At 47.0% G+C, this 19,325-nt stretch carries 12 protein-coding genes; 6 read left to right on the top strand and 6 right to left on the bottom strand.

Annotated elements, in window-relative coordinates; all coding sequences use genetic code 11:
* Window positions 1–16: 16 nt before the first annotated feature.
* From AC5ZC7_RS21955 to AC5ZC7_RS21980, 6 genes are all read right to left on the bottom strand, one after another.
* Entirely contained in the window at window positions 17–1,702 is a 1,686-nt protein-coding gene (locus tag AC5ZC7_RS21955) for a RagB/SusD family nutrient uptake outer membrane protein (protein ID WP_496158902.1), read from the bottom strand.
* Window positions 1,703–1,714: 12 nt separating this feature from the next.
* Complete coding sequence (locus AC5ZC7_RS21960) at window positions 1,715–5,059, bottom strand: SusC/RagA family TonB-linked outer membrane protein (RefSeq protein WP_496158901.1); 3,345 nt, start codon at window positions 5,057–5,059, stop codon at window positions 1,715–1,717.
* Between the two features lie 301 nt (window positions 5,060–5,360).
* Window positions 5,361–6,521: a FecR domain-containing protein gene (locus tag AC5ZC7_RS21965; protein ID WP_496158900.1), complete on the bottom strand. Its 1,161-nt coding sequence runs from the start codon at window positions 6,519–6,521 to the stop codon at window positions 5,361–5,363.
* Between the two features lie 96 nt (window positions 6,522–6,617).
* Window positions 6,618–7,220, bottom strand: coding sequence for an RNA polymerase sigma-70 factor (locus AC5ZC7_RS21970; RefSeq protein WP_496158899.1), 603 nt, complete (start codon window positions 7,218–7,220; stop codon window positions 6,618–6,620).
* Between the two features lie 94 nt (window positions 7,221–7,314).
* Complete coding sequence (locus AC5ZC7_RS21975) at window positions 7,315–7,824, bottom strand: hypothetical protein (protein ID WP_496158898.1); 510 nt, start codon at window positions 7,822–7,824, stop codon at window positions 7,315–7,317.
* Window positions 7,825–7,974: 150 nt separating this feature from the next.
* Window positions 7,975–8,748, bottom strand: coding sequence for a 3-keto-alpha-glucoside-1,2-lyase-like domain-containing protein (locus tag AC5ZC7_RS21980; protein WP_496158897.1), 774 nt, complete (start codon window positions 8,746–8,748; stop codon window positions 7,975–7,977).
* A 179-nt stretch (window positions 8,749–8,927) separates the two neighbouring features.
* Here AC5ZC7_RS21980 and AC5ZC7_RS21985 point away from each other — a divergent pair, with 179 nt between their 5' ends.
* From AC5ZC7_RS21985 to AC5ZC7_RS22010, 6 genes are all read left to right on the top strand, one after another.
* Window positions 8,928–10,502 carry a tetratricopeptide repeat protein gene (locus AC5ZC7_RS21985; protein ID WP_496158896.1) on the top strand — a complete coding sequence of 525 codons (1,575 nt, stop codon included), beginning with the start codon at window positions 8,928–8,930 and terminating at the stop codon, window positions 10,500–10,502.
* A gap of 250 nt (window positions 10,503–10,752) precedes the next feature.
* The gene (locus tag AC5ZC7_RS21990) at window positions 10,753–13,509 is read left to right on the top strand and encodes a TonB-dependent receptor domain-containing protein (protein WP_496158895.1); all 2,757 of its coding nucleotides are present in this window, start codon (window positions 10,753–10,755) and stop codon (window positions 13,507–13,509) included.
* Window positions 13,510–13,532: 23 nt separating this feature from the next.
* Window positions 13,533–14,798 (top strand): hypothetical protein, encoded by a 1,266-nt coding sequence (locus AC5ZC7_RS21995; protein ID WP_496158894.1) that lies wholly within the window; start codon window positions 13,533–13,535, stop codon window positions 14,796–14,798.
* A 5-nt stretch (window positions 14,799–14,803) separates the two neighbouring features.
* Window positions 14,804–15,889 (top strand): phytase, encoded by a 1,086-nt coding sequence (locus AC5ZC7_RS22000; protein ID WP_496158893.1) that lies wholly within the window; start codon window positions 14,804–14,806, stop codon window positions 15,887–15,889.
* 10 nt (window positions 15,890–15,899) lie between these two features.
* Complete coding sequence (locus AC5ZC7_RS22005; protein WP_496158892.1) at window positions 15,900–17,468, top strand: metallophosphoesterase; 1,569 nt, start codon at window positions 15,900–15,902, stop codon at window positions 17,466–17,468.
* Window positions 17,455–19,275, top strand: a complete 1,821-nt coding sequence (locus tag AC5ZC7_RS22010; RefSeq protein WP_496158891.1) for a cytochrome c peroxidase — start codon at window positions 17,455–17,457, stop codon at window positions 19,273–19,275. Before AC5ZC7_RS22005 ends, AC5ZC7_RS22010 begins: the two co-directional genes overlap by 14 nt.
* Window positions 19,276–19,325: the final 50 nt, after the last annotated feature.

Raw genomic sequence — 19,325 nt, forward strand, 5'->3', positions numbered from 1 at the left:
TGTTTTTTATCGCGGCTTAATAATTTGGGTTCTGGATAAGATGACTGGTCAGTACTTCAGTAGATGGTATGGGCCAGAGATACTGACGGGTAGCATCAAACTTACGTATGGTAATTTGTTTGACCAGCCCTGCGCTGTACATGGGTGAGAAGTCGGCCACGCCATCTGCATCTATCGCGGGTGTTTGCGGAAAAAACCACAGGCCCGGCTTTACCACTTTGGCGCGCAGATCGGCAGGATCCAGCAAACCATAATTGGGTTTGTTCAATACCTTCTCTGCCAAATGCCAGCGGATGATATCCATGTAACGAATTCCTTCCAATGCAAACTCCATCCGTCTTTCAATACGAATGGCCTGCATCAGCGCATTTTTCTCTGTAGTGGTCACGGCAGGGTAAGCGGCCGTGTTCGTATAGGTGGTACCGTAAGCGCGGGCTCTTACTTTATTGATGGCATCGAGCACTGATTGATCTGTTTCTCCCAACGCTGTTTTTGCTTCTGCATATATCAGCAACACATCTGCAAAACGGATAATGATATTATCCGGCTCTACCGTCCAGGAATTGAGGAGCCAGTCGCCGTCAATACCTTTTTTCCAGAGCAGGCCATTGAAAGAAGCGTACTGCGCGATGGAGCGGGTGTCTTTATTTTCTACATACTTGTTATCTGCTACCTTCAGCACCGTCACAGAATCCGGGTGTGGCTGGAAAACATATCCCAGGTGCGGCGTCTGAAATTCCACCAACGTGGCGGTACAGCGGGGATCGCGGTTATCAAAGGGGCGGCGTGGATTAAACAGTGGTGATTTATCAATCGGCAATCCATCTTTACAGAGGAAGGCGCACAACAGGTCCCAGGAAGGGTCTTTAGCAGCCCAGCCGCCGGCGTTGCGGGTAACAAAGTTCTGGCAGTCGCCCAGCGTTACTTTCAGGGTAACTGAACGAGGCAGGCCAAAAACAGTTTCGGCGGAGTTCTTTGTTTTAGATAAAAAGAGATTGCCGAAGTCGTCATGCAGTTTATAGATATTCAAGTCTATGCAGGCTTTGGCCGCTGTTTTAGCGGTTTCCCAATCACCCATGTACAAGGCAATGCGTGCTTTCATGGCTAATGCAGCGCCTTTGGTAGCGCGTTTCAGGTCACTGCTGCTATAGGTGGTTTTCAAAGCCGCGGCGGCGATGTCAAAGTCCGCATAAATTTTTTGCAGTACTTCCTGCGGTTTCATTTGTTTCAGTTGCAGCGCCTGTTCTATGTCCAGCGTAGAATCGGTGTACACAATATTGCCGTAGTGCGATAGCAAACGGGAGTATTGGCAGGCCCTTACAAACCTGGCTTCTGCGGAGTAACTGGTGATCTGATCAGCAGACAATACCTTGCTGGCCCTGGAAATACTTTGCAGGATATTATTTGCCCTGGCAATGGCTTTGTAAGTTTTAGTCCACCAGTCTTTCACAAAGTCGGTTTGCCCATTGATAGTAGCGCCGGTGATGTCTGTTGTCACATCGCGGTACATCCAGTCGTCGGTCCAATCGTCGCTGTCTTTCAGCCAGAAATCGCCTTTGTACAATCCGTTGAGCGACATGTTAATTTCTTCCGGCGTGGAGTTCCAGGTTTCGCTGGAGCCGTCAGACAAAGGATGCAGGTCCAGTGAGCCACAGCCACTCAACAGCATCCCGGTGAATATGATAATAGCCAATTGTTTCATGATCGTGGAATTTTAGAATTTAACAGATGCGCCAAATACAAAGCTGGTAGTGATAGGATAGCCCAGTCCGCTCTGCTCCGGATCCCAGCCCCTGGGGAAATGGTGTATAGAAAACAGGTCACTCACGCTACCGTATAAACGAACACCCTGCAGATGCACTTTTTTCATCCAGTTGCTTGGCATAGAATAACCAATATTGATATTTTTCAACCGGAAATAATTTCCTTTGATCAGCCAGAAATCAGACATCGCATAGTTATTGCCGGCAGAAGTATTGGTATAGCGGGGATATTTCACCGCCAGGTTTTGTTCCGCAGTATTGTATTTACTCCAGGAATTGCCATCCAGTATAGCGGGGAAATTGCCATAATTTTCCTGCAATGGTTTTACAATATCGGTACCGAGTCGCGAGTTTTGTTTACCGATGCCCTGTAAGGCAATGCCCAGATCCCAGTTTTTATAGCCTACCTGTATAGCAGCACCATATTGGTACCGGGGCAGGGAACCGCCTAATAACACGCGATCATATTCCGGCGATATTTTACCATCCGGCACACCATCGGGGCCGCTGATATCTTTGTAGCGTATATCACCAGGCTTTACGTTGGCATTGAGTTTAGGCGATTTATCCACTTCGTCCTGTGTTTGATAGATGCCATCGGATACATAGCCATACCATTCATTAAATTCACTGCCTTGTTTTTTGATCTGGTCACCGAGGAACACGGTACCGCCGAGGTCGCCCATTTTGGTGATAAAGTCGGATACGTTAACGGATACACTGTAATTGAAGTCACCGAGACGGTCACTCCAGCCCACCTGCGCTTCCCAGCCTTTGGTAAACATTTTACCCGTATTCTGGTAAGGGTTGTCGTAACCAATATAATCCGGTATTTCCAGCTCCAGCAAAATATCGCTGGTCGTTTTCTGGTAGTAGTCGCCGGTAAAGCGTAAGCGGTTTTGTAAGAAGTTAACATCTGCGCCTATATCCCAGGAGCGGGTGGTTTCCCAGGAAATATCGCGGATGGCATATTGCCATTGTGCCGCGGATTGTCCGGATACCACGGTATTACCTTTATAGAACAGGGAATTATTTTCGAAAGATAGCAACGCCTGGTAAGGATAATTTCCAATACGCTCATTACCCAGTGCGCCTACAGAACCTCTTACTTTCAGGAACGACAACCAGGGAGCTGTTTTCTTCAAAAAGCTTTCTTCCGACATCACCCAGCCGGCAGAGAAAGAAGGGAAGGCGCCCCAGCGGTACCCTGGCGCAAAACGCGAAGAAGCATCATAGCGGATATTCCCTTGCAGCAGGTATTTATCTTTATAACTATACATCAATCTGCCGAACCAGGAGCGATAAGCATTTTCAAAGGCGCTGCCGCTGTTATCGCGGAATTCCAGCGGGCCCAGGTTGAGGTAAGGATAATTATTCAATTGATATTGTCCACGGGAAGCGCCTAACAACTCATCCGAAGCTTTGTAAAACTCATAGCCTGCCATCACGTTAAAGCTGTGGGCTTTAATTTCTTTGGTGTAATTGGCGATGAACTGGGTAGTATAACGGTAGTTATCGTTACGCACTTCTTCCAGCTTGGTTTCTGTGGCGCCTTCAATATAGCCGGAGACAGAACCGGGGTTATTGAAAGCGGTATAAGGGATTTTTTTCGTGAACTTCTTCCCTTTGTCGAAGTTCAGGAAAGGCGCTACCACCGCAGAAACTTTCAATCCTTCAATAGGGGTAAAATCGATGCCGATTTTTCCTCCCAGCTGGTTGTACCAGTTGTTATTGAAGCCTCCGTATTTTGTCAGCGCATAAATATTAGCGCCATCTTTTCCGGCGCCAATACGTCCATCTGACCACATCGCCGCATAAATAGGTGGTACGATGCCCATTTTATACATAGGATCCAGCATAGGGGCCGGAATAATAGGCGCTTTCACGATGGTACGCTTAAAGTTAATATCTACGCTGGCCGACAGGTATTTATTGATCGTAATATCATTGTTGATGCGGGTGGTGATCCGGTCGTAAGAACGGTTATCATACAAGGCGCCATTTTTATCATATGCCAGTGATACACGGGAGCGCAGTGCTTTTCCGGCGCCGGCAATGCTGAGCATATGCGTTTCGCGGGGTGCGCTGCTGTGCAGCATAAGTGCCCGCCAGTCGGTATTGGGATAGAGGTCCGGGTTTTCTGCGTGCAGTTGTGTGTAGTTATCTACAATATCTTTTGTGAAGGTGGGATATTCGTTGGCGTTATTGCCGTTATCGTTCCATCTCAATTCATTGGTCAGTTGCATAAACCTTACGGCATCTACGTATTGTGGTAGTTTAGTCGGTTTTTCCAGGCCGTACTCGTAGCTGTAGTTAAGATCCAGTTGTCCGTTTTTAGCACGCTTGGTAGTCACAAGAATCACGCCTGCGGCTGCGCGGGAGCCGTAGATAGAAGCGGAGGCGGCATCTTTCAGTACGGAAATATTATCGATATCATTAGGGTTGACGGAATTGACATCATCAATTGGTACTCCATCTAGGATCACCAGTGGTGTAGCACCTTCATTGGAAAATGTGGTAATACCGCGCACGCGGATTTGCGCGGTAGCGCCCGGGCCTTTGGCATCGCGTGTTACTGTTACACCGGGCATAGCGCCTTGTAAGGCCTGCGATACCTGCGTGGTTTTACGGGATGCTACGGCATCGCCTTTTACGGTGGAAACGGCGCCGGTAAGATCACTTTTTTTCACGGAGCCGTAACCGATCACCACCAGTTCGTCGAGTGCTGTATTCCCGGCTTTTTTCAGTCGAACGTCGAGCCGGAATTGTCCCTGCAGGGTGATTTCCTGTTTTTCAAAGCCAATAAAAGAAAATACGATAGTGGCCCCATCACTGATATCACTGAGTTTATAGTCTCCCAGGGCGTTGGTCACGGTACCTTTGGTAGTACCCTTCCATTGTACCGTTACACCGGGTAGTGGCGTACCCGTATCATCTGTAACCCGCCCGATGAGCGACATGGAGAATGTCAGCATTTTTAACATCGGGGGTAGCGTAATGGGTACCCGTTTTTTGATGGAAATTGTTTTGTCTACGATAGTGAAAGTAAGGTCCTGCCCTTTTAAAGCTCGCGTGAGCAGCTCTTCCAGGGATACCTTTTCTACATCCAGCGTAACCGGATGACTATCTTTCAGGAGAAAGTTGTCGTAAAATACGACGCAACCTGTTTGCTTTTTGATAGCGGAAAAAACCGTTTTGAGTGATACCTCTTTCCCGGAAAAACTCACTGTTTGAGAAAGTCCTGTAGCACTTACATTCAGAAAAACAACCGTAAGAAACAGAAACGTTAACTTCATAGCTAACAGCATTTTGGTTGAGCATGCCCTGTGATGCCCGACAGCTGTTTTTGGTACCCTTTGGGGAATAGCAACGGCCGTCCGGCTGCAAAGAGCGTTACAATTAATTTGCATACATTTGCATTGTTTGGTTGAGTGAATAAGGAGTCTTCGCCGACTTATTTTGTTCATCGCTATCAAATGCCGCCGGAAATATGACCAGTATTTCCGGCTTTTATTTGCATAGTCCTGTCATACGCGTAATCGTGGTGACTTACGCAGTGGAATTTATTTGCTGCATTAAAAAAATGAAACGTGGTTTTTACTTTAGTACTGTAATATTTTTCCCCTCTATTTTAAATTTAACATCGTTGGCTTCCAGGATACTTAATACTTCCGACAAAGGCAATGAGCGTTGTATACCGCCACCAAAGCTCCTTTTCGGGATGGCTCCTTCATAATTCACGGTTACATCATACCATAGTGCGATTTGCTGCATCACGGTAGGCATATCTGCATCGGTAAACTGGAAGAAACCATTTTTCCAGGCTATAATTTCATCGGTATCTACATTGTTTACCACGGTTAATGCGCCATGATTATTTACCTGTGCCTGTTGTCCGGGCTTCAGGATTGTATTCACACTGGCACTGCTCACCTTTACCGCCCCATCCAACAAGGTAGTGCTGATAGCAGGCAGCTGCCCATAGGCATTAACGTTGAATCGTGTACCCAGCACGGTGATATCCACTGTGCCGGTATTTACTACAAATGGATGATGCGCATCGGCGGCTACTTCGAAATATACTTCTCCGGTAATATTTACGGTTCTGTTGCTGCCGGAAAAAGCAGCCGGAAAGGAAATAGAGGAAGCGGCGTTGAGCCATGCAATGGTTCCATCCGGTAGTGTGAGGCGGTATTGTCCTCCGCGTGGTGTTACCATTTTGTTGTATAGCTGTTCTCCGTTGCCGTTGCCTTCATAGGCCAGCTCTCCATTGCGCTGCTTTACTATTTTAATATTGCCCTGTTGTGCCAGCAAGCCGTTGCCGGCACTGTCCAGGGTGATAACGCTGCCATCTGCCAGCGTAAGCGTGGCTTTGTTGCCGCCGGGGGCTACTTCATTTTTATACCGGGCTTGTTTACTGGCGATCATGGGTGTAACGGGCTTGGTATAACGCAATGCCCACCAGGTGCCCGCGCCCAGCAACAATACACTCGCCGCTGCCCACCAGCCGTAACGGATAATACGCGCCGGCTGTTTTTCCGGAACGATATTAAATAATGCCTTTTCAATACGATCGGACATGTCGGCCGGCATCTCTGCCAGTGGTACATGCTGCTCCCAGGCGTCTCCCAACGCTTCTTCGAGCTGATCTTGTGTGGCAGTGGTGTCTATCCACACCGCTAATTCTTCTCTTTCGGCAGTAGTAGCGGTATCGTTAAAATATCTTTCAACGAGGTATTTAATTCTTGCTGACAGCATCCTGGTTATTTACGTTAATCAACATCCGCTCCACGGTATCTATCTTATTATAGACAAACGGGAAAGGAGATATAACTAGTCCGGAAGAAAATATTTTTATTTTTGGAAGGCAGCCAGGGCGAGCAGCACGCAAGAGGCGCCAGTAGCGGAGTGTAGATGTATACCGAGCTGCTCCCGGATGGTGCGCAGGGCAGCAATCATATGATTATTAACAGTAGCCGGGGAAATATTGAGGTGCCGGGCAATTTCATCGTGCTTTAATCCCTGGTCCCGGCTAAGGGTATATACCAGCTTTTGTTTGGGAGGCAATTTATCCAATGCCTGTTGCAGTCGCGCTCTCACCTCCTGTACACTTAAATTATCTTCTGCATTGGCGGGTGCTACATGACCGCTCTTATTCATTTCCGCCAGGATCAGCGTTTCCCTGGCCATCCGCCGGAACGCATTCAATACCTGGTGCTGGGCCATGCGGTAAATATAGCCACCAAACTGTTCAATATTCACCAACTGCTGACGATCCTTCCACAATTTCAAAAAGACATCCTGGATTACATCTTCCGACATTTCCGGTGAATTGGTTAAACGGAGGAGGAAGCTATATAACTTATGCTTATGGCTGTGAAAAAGGCGCGTAAACGCTTCTTCATGCCCGGCAGCAGCCATTTGCAGCAATCTTTGTTCATCGGTTACATGCTCCATGAAACAGGATAAGTGGAATAGTATTACATAACGTAGATCAGACTAAAATTAAAAAAAAAGGGGAAATAAGGGGAAATAATTTTTGGGGGAGATGTTACATCTCCGCAACTGTCTTATGTACATTTTTTTGTTCCTGCTTTCTTAAGGCTTTGTTCGTTCGGATATTATAACTTTTTTCTTTCTCTGCCAGCATGAACCAGTAAAATGCGGGGATGTTGTCGTCAGAATGTAATTCAAGTCTAATAAATAATTCATCATTAGGGAATTCCTTCTGATGGATAATTCTGCTTAAACGGGTGGCATCCACACTGATTTCAGCTGAAAATTCTTTTTGCGTCTTTTCCAGGATACGGATATAGGCAGCAAGAAAATAACCGAAATGTAATTCCTCCTGGTATTCCCGGGCCTCTATTACATCCAGTATCTGGAATCTCAATTGCATCAAATTATCCCTTAAACGATCCTTCTTTGTACGATTATTCAGCATCTCCATTCGCAAGGCCACAAACTCTTTGTCTGCTGCTGCTTTTTCGGCGGCAGAAAGACCGTGCGGATAAATATTGTCCGGTGAGAGGGCTTCTTTTTTTTTCTTTTTTGCTTTCATTTCAATAAAGTTTTGGCATATAATAATACACTATTACCATAAAAACGGTACTAAAACAAAGCACACTCGCCATTATCCCTAACTAAAAAAGCAAAGACCGAAGCGTTTATAAAACACTTCAGTCTTCGCCTATATAAAATCAATTTACAACTACAACTCTCTCACCCAAATATTCCGGAAGCTCAGCGGCTCGCTCTTATCACCGTGTGCCTGCAATTTAATAGGGCAAGCGCCATGTGCCTGACCGTAAGCTGCCTGACCGATATATTGTGTAGGTCCTTTCAGTTCCACATCATTTTGCACTACTACGCCGTTAAAGAACACGGTTACTTTGGCTGGTTTCACTACGGCACCATCTGCACCAAACACCGGTGCATTCCAAACTACATCATAGGTATTCCACTCGCCAGGTTGCAGGGTGGGATTAGCCAGCGGTACATATTGTTTATAGATACTGGCTGCCTGTCCGTTCGTATATGTTTTATTCTTATAAGAATCCAATACCTGCAATTCGTAACCGGCATCACCCTTACCGAGGGAGGCGAGGAAAATACCGCTGTTACCGCGGGCCTGGCCGGTACCGGTAATATTGGAAGGTACACGCCATTCGATGTGCAACTGGTAATTGGTGAAGGTCTTTTTGGTTTCTATGTTACCTACTTTCTTATTTACAGTAAAGACACCTTTTCCTACCAGCCATTCTGCGGGCTTGTCGCGGTCGTCGGCCATTACCCACTGATCCAGGTTGGTGCCGTCAAATAATACGATGGCATCGGAAGGCGGTGCACCAGGCTTTTTAGCCGGAATAACTTCCGGTGGTACGGGTGTATATACTTCTGTATCTTCAGGCTTTGCTTTCTCCTGCGCTTGAGCGGCACAAAATCCACCCGCTAAAAGCATCGTAAATAAGAATTTTCTTTTCATAATGAGTGTTTAACTGGAATTAAATGTGGGTTCAATAAAGTAACCGATAGCACAATAATATATAAAATCCGATAGGGACGCAAGCATTTTTATGTCGGCGGAGCGTCATTTGGTAACATACAGTTAACACTAAAATGGGTTCTTTGCGGATTGTTTATGCTTAATTGTTCTGTGCTGTCATGAAAAAGAAAGGGGTTTTTCAGTTCATTGTGCTATGCTTATTTATCTTTTCGGCCTCCGCGCAGGATTCCCTGCAAATGCAATTGCAGGCAGCCGCAAAACTAAGCCAGCAGTCGCCCGATGCGGCTTTCCTTGCACTTCGCAAAATGCATGACCAGGCCGCAGCTGCCCATAACAACGCCGCTGCGGGCAAATGCCTGCAACAAATGGGTCGCATCTGCTTTACCCTCGGCCACTACGCCAAATCGCTCGAATATTACCAGGAAGCTGCTACCCTGTTTTCAGTCAGCCATCAACAGGCAGATGAAGCCGCTACCATGAACGACATGGGCCAGCTTTACTACCGCAACATCAATAAGAAAGCAGCCAAAGTGCAATATGATAAGGCCTTTGCACTGTACCGCGCGGTGAACGATAAAGCCGGTATGGCCGCCACCTACGGTTATATCGGTCACCACTACGAAAAACAACAACAATACGATAGCGCCTTTTTCTTCCAGCAACTCGCCCTCAGGCAATACCAGGCCATCCGCGATACCTTTGGTATGGCCGGCATCTACGAAAACCTGGGCACTATTCATGAAGACCTGGAGAAATACGACAGCGCCCTCTACTACTTCCAGAATGCCCTCCGCCTGTACGAACTGCACCACGAACGCAGCGCCGGAATAGAAATCATCAATAATATAGGAGACGTATTAAGGAAAACAGGCGACTATAAACACAGCATGCCCTTCTCCAAAGAAGCCCTGGACATTGCACAACGCACCAACAACAAATACCAGGAAGCCGCCGCCGGAAAAGATATCGCCAAAACATTTAACCTGTTAGGACAAAACGATAGCGCCTATTATTATATGGAGCAAAGCCGCAAATGCCTAGCGGAAATCTATTCTGCCCAAAATAACCAACAGATGAACTTCCTCCAGATCATTTATGATACCAATAAAAAGAATGATGAAATTAAACAGCTGGAAAACAGCCACCAAATAAACCGCATCATCTACACCGCTATCGTGATAGTGGTGGTATTACTCGTCATCCTTTGCCTGCTCACCATCTCCCGGCAAAAACTGAAAATCAGCCAGGCCCAGGCTGAGAAAGAAAAAAATGCGGAAATCAACCGGGTACAAAAAGACCAGCTGGAACTGAAAAGTAAACAACTCGCTACCCATACCCTCGATGTTATCCAGCGTAACCAATTCCTCGACGAACTAAGGAACAGCCTCTCCCAACTGGTACAGGATGATAAAAGAGACCAGAAAAAACAACTGCAGCAACTGGTGCTGAAAATAAATCAAACCGTTAACCACGAAAAACAATGGAAAGAATTCACCGGCATCTTTGAACAGGTACACCAGGTATTCTTCGACAAACTCAACGCACTTTACAGCGACCTCACCACCAACGATATCAAATTACTGGCACTCCATAAAATGAATATGGACTCCAAAGATATGGCTACCATTCTCGGTATTTCACCCGATAGTTTACGCGTTGCCAGGTACCGTCTCCGGAAAAAATTAAACATCCCCGAAGGCGATACGTTGACAACATTTGTCCATGGACTCTGAAAGAATTACGAATCCGTAATTCGTAATTCGTAATTCCCTTAACAATATGGTAATGGCGAATCATGTTACAAATAAACAGTTAATTATCAGCTACTTACCATCCATTTGTATACGCTGATTACGCTTTGTTTACGCCCGTGTTAACGCTGTTTACGTTTTGCTTACGGCCGTTTCTTGTAATTTTTTTCTCAACAGATCACATTTGCGATACCATTTACGAACAACACAAACGGTATCAAATTCATTACAAATGAAGACACTTTTAACAACGTTGCTATGTCTGTTGCTCAGCGCCACCATCGTTAAAGCCGATGGCCTGAAAGGACATGTTTACGATCAGAAAACAGGGGAACCGCTGGTAGGCGTTACCGTTATACTGGAACAAACAAAACTGGTGGCCCTCACCGGCCTGGATGGTTCCTTCGAATTCAAAAAGGTAACACCCGGCAAATTCACCCTCGTTATTTCCCACCTTACCTACAAAACGCTTTCCCAATCAGTAACCGTAGTGGAAAAAGACAATCCACACATTACTATTTATCTCAGTGAACGCAGCAGCAAAGGCCTCAGCGAAGTAGTGGTATCTGCCACCACCAAAGCGTCTTCAGAAAAAACGGCCCGCAAACTGGAACAAAAATCCGTACAGGTAATGAACGTAGTATCCGGCGCCGCCATAGAAGTATCGCCCGATCTCACCGTTGCCAACGTTATTCAGCGCGTATCCGGTGTGTCTATTGAACGTAGCAGCAATGGCGACGGACAATATGCCATTCTCCGCGGTATGGACAAAAGATATAACTATACCCTGATCAACGGCGTGAAAATCCCCAGCCCGGACAACAAATACCGCTATGTACCCCTGGACATCTTCCCGTCCGAACTGCTGGACCGCCTGGAAGTATACAAATCTTTAACCCCTAACATGGAAGGCGATGCCGTTGGCGGTGTGGTAAATATGGTGATGAAAGATGCCCCTAACCAACTATCGCTGAATGCCAATATAGCTACAGGCTATAGCCAGATGTTACTGGATAAGGGATATACCCGCTTCGATGCCAGCGGTATCAAAAGCAAATCTCCTTATGAAATACATGGCAAAGACTACAATGCCTCCCCTGCCGACTTTGCCACCGGCACCCTGAACTACCAACCTAAAAACTTTGCACCCAACCTGGTAGCAGGACTGTCTGTAGGTCAGCGCTTTTTTCATAATAAACTGGGGGTAATCGTAGCTGGTAGCTTCCAGAACAACTACCGCGGTACCACCAGCACGTTTTATGAGGCGTCCAATGTTGGAATAGACAAATACCAGAAAATTTCCAGCATGCGCGAACGCCAGTACAGCGAACAACAGCAACGCAGCGGGGTACACGCCAAAATAGATTATGCCATCAATGATAATAATAAGCTGTCGCTCTACAATGCTTATATGAACCTGTTAAGCTTCCAGACGCGGGAAGGGATCACTACCAACGTAGGTAACGGATTTGAGCCGGAAAATGGCAACGCACAACTGACTTATCAAAGCCGGTCCCGGAAAATAGATCAAAAAATCTATAACTCCACCCTGCATGGTGAACACAAGATCGTTCCGGGTAAATTAAAACTGGATTGGTCTGCTGTGATCTCTACTGCATTAAACGAAGTGCCCGACAATACCACCATCGATGTGTATGGCCAGCGTACTAACTTCCAGGAAGCACGTACCACAGTATCACAAAGCATGCGTCGCTGGGAACGTAATACAGATAACGATATCGCCGGTTATGCCAACCTGACCTACACCGCAAAAATTGCCGGTACCAAAGTGGATTTTTCTGCCGGAGGCTTATACCGCGACAAACAAAGAAGTAGTTTCTATAACAACTATAAATTCCTGCCTACCAACCTGGCCGCCGTATATGGCAAAGACTTCCATTCCTACACAGACATTCAATGGAATATAGAAAAGGCTACCGGTGCCGTTGACAACGCATTGACCTATGACGCTTCTGAAAAAACAACAGCCGGTTACGGCATGTTTAAGTTCAAGGCCGCTGATTTGGAAGTAACCGGCGGTGTACGCGTAGAACATACTGATCAGGGTTATCATATGCTGTTCCCTAAAGGTGAAAAACGTCCTACCGGCAACCAGGTTTATACAGATGTATTGCCCAGCCTGAACCTGAAATATGAATTAACTTCCCATCAGAACATCCGTGCATCCTACTTCCGTTCCTTAAACCGCCCGGGCTTCTTTGAACTGGTGCCTGGCCCTATTGTGAACGAAGACTATACCGAACGCGGTAACCCGGACCTGAAACGCGCTATCGCCGACAACCTGGATCTGCGCTACGAATTATTCCCCAACCATACCGATCAGTTACTCGTGGGCGTATTCTATAAAAGAATCCAGAATCCAATTGAAAACACCATCGTAGCTGATACCGTGCGCGGACAGGATCAATACTATACACCGGGTAACTTTGGTACAGCACGTAACTACGGACTGGAAATAGATTACATCAAATTCTTCCATAAAATAGGCTTCAAAGCCAATTATACCTATACCAATTCCAGTATCACTACACCCAAAAGTTACCGCTACACAGATGATAAAGGCAATCAGACAACCGGTAAAGTGGATCAAACAAGACCACTGTATGGTCAGTCGGCACATATTGCCAACCTCTCCTTGTTGTACAAAGACACACAACATGGTTGGGATGCACAACTGGCAGGTGCTTACACCGGTCCCCGTATTAGTGTGGTATCCCAGTTTGTGGATAACGATTATTGGCAGAAAGGATTTATCCAGATGGATATTTCCGTGGAGAAAAAGTTCCGCAATCACTTCAGCGTGTTCGCTAAAGCGGGTAACCTGCTGAACACTCCCACCACCATCTTTATCAAAGGAGTAAACAAAGAAAACCAGGATATTCCCGGACAAAATAATGCCAACGAAACACTGATCAGGAAAGAGTATTACAAACAAACTTACCTGCTCGGCGTACGCTACAAATTATAAACGTCTTCAAAATATTAATCGTCATGAAGTTTATACAAACACTTTGCTACACGGCATTCCTCATAGCGCTCGTGAGTAGTTGTAAAAAGGCTAACCTCTACGTAGACCTTACCGAGAAACCTGTTGATACCACTGGTATCCATGGAGAAGTATCCGGTGTATGGTCTAAATTCAGCACCCTGCGTGTTACCGGCGATATCATTATCCCGGAAGGTAAAACATTGATCATTGAAGAAGGCGTCACCATTATCATGGATACCCTCGCCAAACCGGAAGTGATTGTAAAAGGTAACCTCTATGCCATGGGAAAACCAGGCAGCCCGGTAACATTTACCATCCACGAAAATGCACGTACAGCAGCCAACAAATTCGGTAAACAATGGGGAGGCATTCTCGCTGCACCCAGCTGTGCAGAACTGTTGCTGGATAATGCCATCCTGGAATATGGCGGATCTACTACCACAGAATCTTCTACTTCTGTGAAAATGGGCCTGTACAAAGCTACCAGCGGCGAAAACCTGCCAGCCTTATGGTATAGCAATGTGAAAGGGAAACTGGTGGTCAACAATTCCATTTTCAGGAATTTCAATGAAGACTGTACCTATATTGAAGGCGGAAAAATTATCTTCTCCAATAACCAGTTTTACACTACCGGTATCACTGGTGGAGAAGGGATTAACATCAAATCCGGTTGTATTGCGGACGTGGCATTCAACTTGTTTTATGCCACCAATACCAACGCGCTGAAGCTGTCTAACGCCGGCGAACGTACGCCGCAGGCACATGTGATCGCTTACAACAATACCATCCTCAATACTGGTTGGAGAAGACCTACTGTGAAAGGCGGTTCTATCTGGGTGGAAGCGGCTGTATTTGTGGAATTGCATAATAATTTGTTTGCCAACACACGTTTTGGTATTAAGAGAGATACCAAAAAACTGGAGGATAACCGCTCTGTGATCAGCAACAATCTCTACTACGGATTTGACCAGGCTACTGTTGACCAGTTCCAGCCCTCTAAAGAAATAATAGCCGGTAAAAACGATGTCATCGGTACCAAAGCAGGAGAGAATGATCCTAAATTCGTGAATTACCCGCTCAATACCGCGATGAATAACGCCACTTTCAATCCCTCCTGGAACTTCCGGTTACAGGCCGGGTCACCTGCTATTGGCGCAGGTACTACCAGCTTTGTACGCAACTTCCCTAACGGCGTGGGCATGGAAAAATATCCTTACCCCTCTCCGGATCCTTCTTCTACGATTGGCGCGTTTTCCGCTAAAAACTAACATCCATGATTAAACGAAATATAGCTTTATTCACAGCAGTCCCCGGACTGCTGTGCTTTCTTGCCTGTGCGGGCGCTGCCAGGTCCACTAAACAAAACAATCCGGCCGATACCAGCGGCATCATTCAACCTGCCATCATCACCGCTCCGGTACAATTTGATTCTGACGATCCGGCCATCTGGGTAAATCCGGCTAATCCGGCCCGGAGCCTGGTAGTGGGTACTGATAAATCGGCGGAAGGCGCCCTATACGTGTTTGACCTGCAAGGCAAAATAAAACAGGTGGTATCCGGCCTGCAACGTCCTAACAATGTGGACATTGCCTATGGCCTCTTACTCAACGGAAAGCGTGTAGACTACGCCGTTACCACCGAACGTATCACGCATAAAATCCGCTTCTTCTCCCTGCCTGATATGCAACCCATTGACGGCGGCGGTATTCCCGTATTTGAAGGAGAAACCGGCAAACAGTACCGCGACTTAATGGGAATTGCGGTGTATACCAGCAAAAAAGGAGCACACTATGCCATCGTAGGCCGCAAAACCGGCCCACAGGACGGTTCTTACTTATGGCAATACCTGCTGACCGATAATGGCGCCGGACAAGTGAAAGCTACCCTGGTTCGCAAATTTGGACAGTATAGTGGTAAAAAAGAAATTGAATCTATTGCAGTAGATAACGAAGCGGGTTATATTTACTATTCAGATGAACAACATGGTGTAAGACAATATTATGCCGACCCGGAAAAAGGTAATGAAGAATTATCACTCTTCGGAACCACCGGGTTTACGGAAGACCATGAGGGCATTTCTATTTATAAAACCGGCCGGAAGAAAGGATACCTGCTGGTATCTGACCAGGGTGCCAATAAATTCCATATCTTCAGCCGGGAAGGAACAAAGCATACACTGCTGAAAGTAGTGCAGGTAGCCGCCAGCCACAGTGATGGTTCCGATGTAGTAAATGTGCCGTTAAACGATACTTTCCGCCATGGGTTGTTTGTAGTGATGAGTGACGACAAAACCTTCCACTATTATCGCTGGGAAGACATTGCAGGGAAGCAACTGGAACTTGCGCCAACAAAAAAATAATGCCCGCTATATGAAATCTACTGTCCTGGCTTCCATGCTATTGCTGTTCGCGTATACCACGACACAGGCACAGGAAGCACCGGTTAAAAAAGCAACGCTAACGCCTGCCCTGCTGCGTGGCCCCTATTTACAAGCCGCCAGCAGCGAAAGCATCCTGATCAGGTGGCGCACCGATGTATCTGCCAGAAGCCGCGTCAAATACGGTACTTCTCCCGATAAACTCGACCAACAAACCGACGACATCAACCTGGTGACCGAACATAAAGTGAAACTCACCCACCTGCAACCTAATACCCGCTACTACTACAGTATTGGCGGTTATAAAGATGTGTTACAGGGAGATGCCAATAATTACTTCCAGACACTCCCCGCTCCCGGCGCCACCGGTTTGTATCGCATTGCCGCCCTCGGCGACTGCGGCGACAACTCCGTAAACCAACGCCAGGTAAAAGAACAGCTGCTGAAATATCTCGGTAACAACTACCTGAATGCATGGATATTATTGGGAGATAATGCTTACCCCGATGGCACAGACGCGGAATACCAAAGCAAGTTCTTTAACGTATACAAAGATGACCTGCTGAAAAAATCACCCCTGTTCCCGGCACCCGGCAATCACGACTACCATGATACGGATGTTTCAGCGCAACAGGCCCAGATGACGCACCAAACCACCTACTACCAGAACTTCTCTATGCCCACCGAAGGAGAAGCAGGCGGCGTGCCTTCGCATACCCAGTCGTTCTATTCTTTCGATATCGGCAATATCCATTTCCTGTCGCTCGACAGCTACGGTAAAGAAGACAGCGCCTACCGCCTCTACGATACCGCCGGTCCACAGGTAACCTGGATAAAGAAAGACCTGGCGGCCAATCAAAACAAAGGCTGGGTCATTGCCTTCTGGCACCACCCTCCTTATACTATGGGTTCCCACAACTCCGATGAAGAAGATGAGTTGGTACATATCCGCGAAAACTTCATCCAGGTACTGGAACGTAACGGCGTAGACCTGGTATTGAACGGACATAGCCACGATTACGAAAGAACCAGGCTGATACAGGGACATTATGGCCCCGCCAATTCTTTTGATCCGGCAAAACATAATGTCAGCAGCTCTTCCGGACGCTATGACGGTGGCAATAATGCGGCGCCTTATATCAAAGATAGTATCCACAACAAAGGCACCGTATATGTAGTCAGTGGCTCTGCCGGCAAACTGGGCGGTAAACAAACTACTTACCCACACAAAGCCATGTACTTTGCAGATGCCGACCATGGCGGCTCCAGCTTGCTGGAAATACAGGATACCCGCCTGGACCTGAAATGGATTTGCGCAGATGGCTCCATCCGTGATCAGTTTACCATCTTAAAAAATGTAAACCGTCAAACGGATATCCATATTAAAAAAGGACAATCGGCTACCTTAACCGCTTCCTTTGTAGGTACCTACAAATGGAACAATGGTACCGATACCGGCAGAAGCATCACCGTAACACCCAGTGCAGCTGTCACTAAATATACTGTTACCGACGCGTTTAATCATGTAAAAGATACCTTCATCGTACATGTATCGAAATAAGCTCATCTGGCTACTGTTTGCCTCCAGCGTTATTATCAGTACCCTGGGGCTCAAACAAACCGATGATAACCGCGGTGAGGCCAATACCATCGCCATTTTCAGGGAAGGCGCCGCTGGCTTTGCGGCCGCCTCCCTGGAAATGGAACAGGCCATCAACGCACTGGATGCACAACCCAATAGTCTCCACAACGCCAAAGCCGCGCTCCGCAAATGCCGGCAACAATACAAACGAATAGAATTTTTTCTCGACTACTACTTCTTCAGTTCTTCCTTGGTATATAACCAGCCCGCGAAAACAGAAATAGATGAGCCGTACATGGAATACCAGGCTCCTGCCGGCTTACAGCAAATAGCCGTATTGCTGTACAACAAAGATCCCCTGTTACACAAAAACGAATTATCACAGCAGGCCGCCGTGATCAGCTCCTCTGCCGCCGATCTCCCTGCGCTGTTGTACCAGTTTCATACCACCGACAAAGCCATTATGGAAAGTATACGTATCGAACTGGTACGCCTATACGCAAATGGCATCACCGGTTACGATGCGCCTGAATTAAAAAGCGGTATCACCGAAACGGCACAATCGATGCAAACGATCCACGCCCTGCTACAGCCCTGGCTCGGTACCCCATCTCCCGAAAACCTACCCGTAAAAAAATACCTCACCGGATGCATACAATACTTACAGCAACATCCGGATTTTGATACGTTCAACCGCCTGGAATTCCTGATCAACTACGCTTTACCACTACAGGAACAATTGAACAAACTGATTACCTCCCTGCAACTGGACCAACATACACGCACCGCGTTGAACTACAGTGCCAAAAATTTGTTCGCCAAAGATGCACTGCGTTCAGGCATATTCCAGGATACCAGCAACAACAGCGCCGCACGCAGAGCGTTAGGACAACAACTGTTTTTTGAAAAAGCGCTTTCCGGCAATCATAGCCGCAGTTGCGCTTCCTGTCATCAACCCGCTAAATATTTCACAGACGGTTTAAAAACCAGTTTGGCAATAGATGGGAAAAGCTATGTGCGCAGAAATGCACCCAGCCTCTATTACAGCGGATTCCAATATGCACAGTTCTGGGATGGCCGGGCAAATAATATCGCCCGGCAAATTGCCGATGTGATCCGTAACCCGCAAGAGATGAATGGTGTACATGCCGTTGTACTCAGCCGGCTCCGCGACAGCGCTCACTACGTACAGGCGTTCAGGATAGCATTCCCCGAAGCCGTTGCCGACAGCGCCATTACATTATCCCATCTCACCAGCGCTATTGCGGCCTACCTTCATACACTCTCACCCATGCGCAGCGCCATGGACGATTATTTTGCCGGCAACAAACAGGCTATGACGGCCGCGCAAATCCATGGCTTCAACTTATTCATGGGTAAAGCACAATGTGCTACCTGTCATTTTGCACCGCTGTTCAATGGTCTTACCCCACCTTACTATCAACGTACAGAATTTGAAAACTTAGGAGTGCCGGCAAATGACGACCTGCAACATCCACAAGCTGATAAAGATGCCGGCCGGTTTGAATTTTTCCCTATTGAATTTTATCAACGGGCATTTAAAACGCCCACCGTGCGCAACAGCGCTATGACTGCTCCCTATATGCACAACGGTGTATTTGCTGACCTGGAGAAAGTCATGGCATTCTACAATGCCGGCGGCGGTAATGGACTGGGGCTGCATGATTCCTACCAAACCTTATCCGCTACTCCACTGGGATTAACACCCGGGGAAATACAGGATGTTATTGCCTTCCTGCATGCGCTGACCGACACACCACAGTAACTACGTAGTACTACTGAATTTCGGGAGCCCTTGTTAATACTGACACCCGG

This window comes from Chitinophaga sp. 9-1-y (genome assembly GCF_059511905.2).

Bases quoted from the DNA above. Each gene is read 5' to 3' on its own strand.
- AC5ZC7_RS21955 (WP_496158902.1), bottom strand. From the start codon at position 1,702: ATGAAACAATTGGCTATTATCATATTCACCGGGATGCTGTTGAGTGGC.
- AC5ZC7_RS21960 (WP_496158901.1), bottom strand. From the start codon at position 5,059: ATGAAGTTAACGTTTCTGTTTCTTACGGTTGTTTTTCTGAATGTAAGT.
- AC5ZC7_RS21965 (WP_496158900.1), bottom strand. From the start codon at position 6,521: ATGCTGTCAGCAAGAATTAAATACCTCGTTGAAAGATATTTTAACGAT.
- AC5ZC7_RS21970 (WP_496158899.1), bottom strand. From the start codon at position 7,220: ATGGAGCATGTAACCGATGAACAAAGATTGCTGCAAATGGCTGCTGCC.
- AC5ZC7_RS21975 (WP_496158898.1), bottom strand. From the start codon at position 7,824: ATGAAAGCAAAAAAGAAAAAAAAAGAAGCCCTCTCACCGGACAATATT.
- AC5ZC7_RS21980 (WP_496158897.1), bottom strand. From the start codon at position 8,748: ATGAAAAGAAAATTCTTATTTACGATGCTTTTAGCGGGTGGATTTTGT.
- AC5ZC7_RS21985 (WP_496158896.1), top strand. From the start codon at position 8,928: ATGAAAAAGAAAGGGGTTTTTCAGTTCATTGTGCTATGCTTATTTATC.
- AC5ZC7_RS21990 (WP_496158895.1), top strand. From the start codon at position 10,753: ATGAAGACACTTTTAACAACGTTGCTATGTCTGTTGCTCAGCGCCACC.
- AC5ZC7_RS21995 (WP_496158894.1), top strand. From the start codon at position 13,533: ATGAAGTTTATACAAACACTTTGCTACACGGCATTCCTCATAGCGCTC.
- AC5ZC7_RS22000 (WP_496158893.1), top strand. From the start codon at position 14,804: ATGATTAAACGAAATATAGCTTTATTCACAGCAGTCCCCGGACTGCTG.
- AC5ZC7_RS22005 (WP_496158892.1), top strand. From the start codon at position 15,900: ATGAAATCTACTGTCCTGGCTTCCATGCTATTGCTGTTCGCGTATACC.
- AC5ZC7_RS22010 (WP_496158891.1), top strand. From the start codon at position 17,455: ATGTATCGAAATAAGCTCATCTGGCTACTGTTTGCCTCCAGCGTTATT.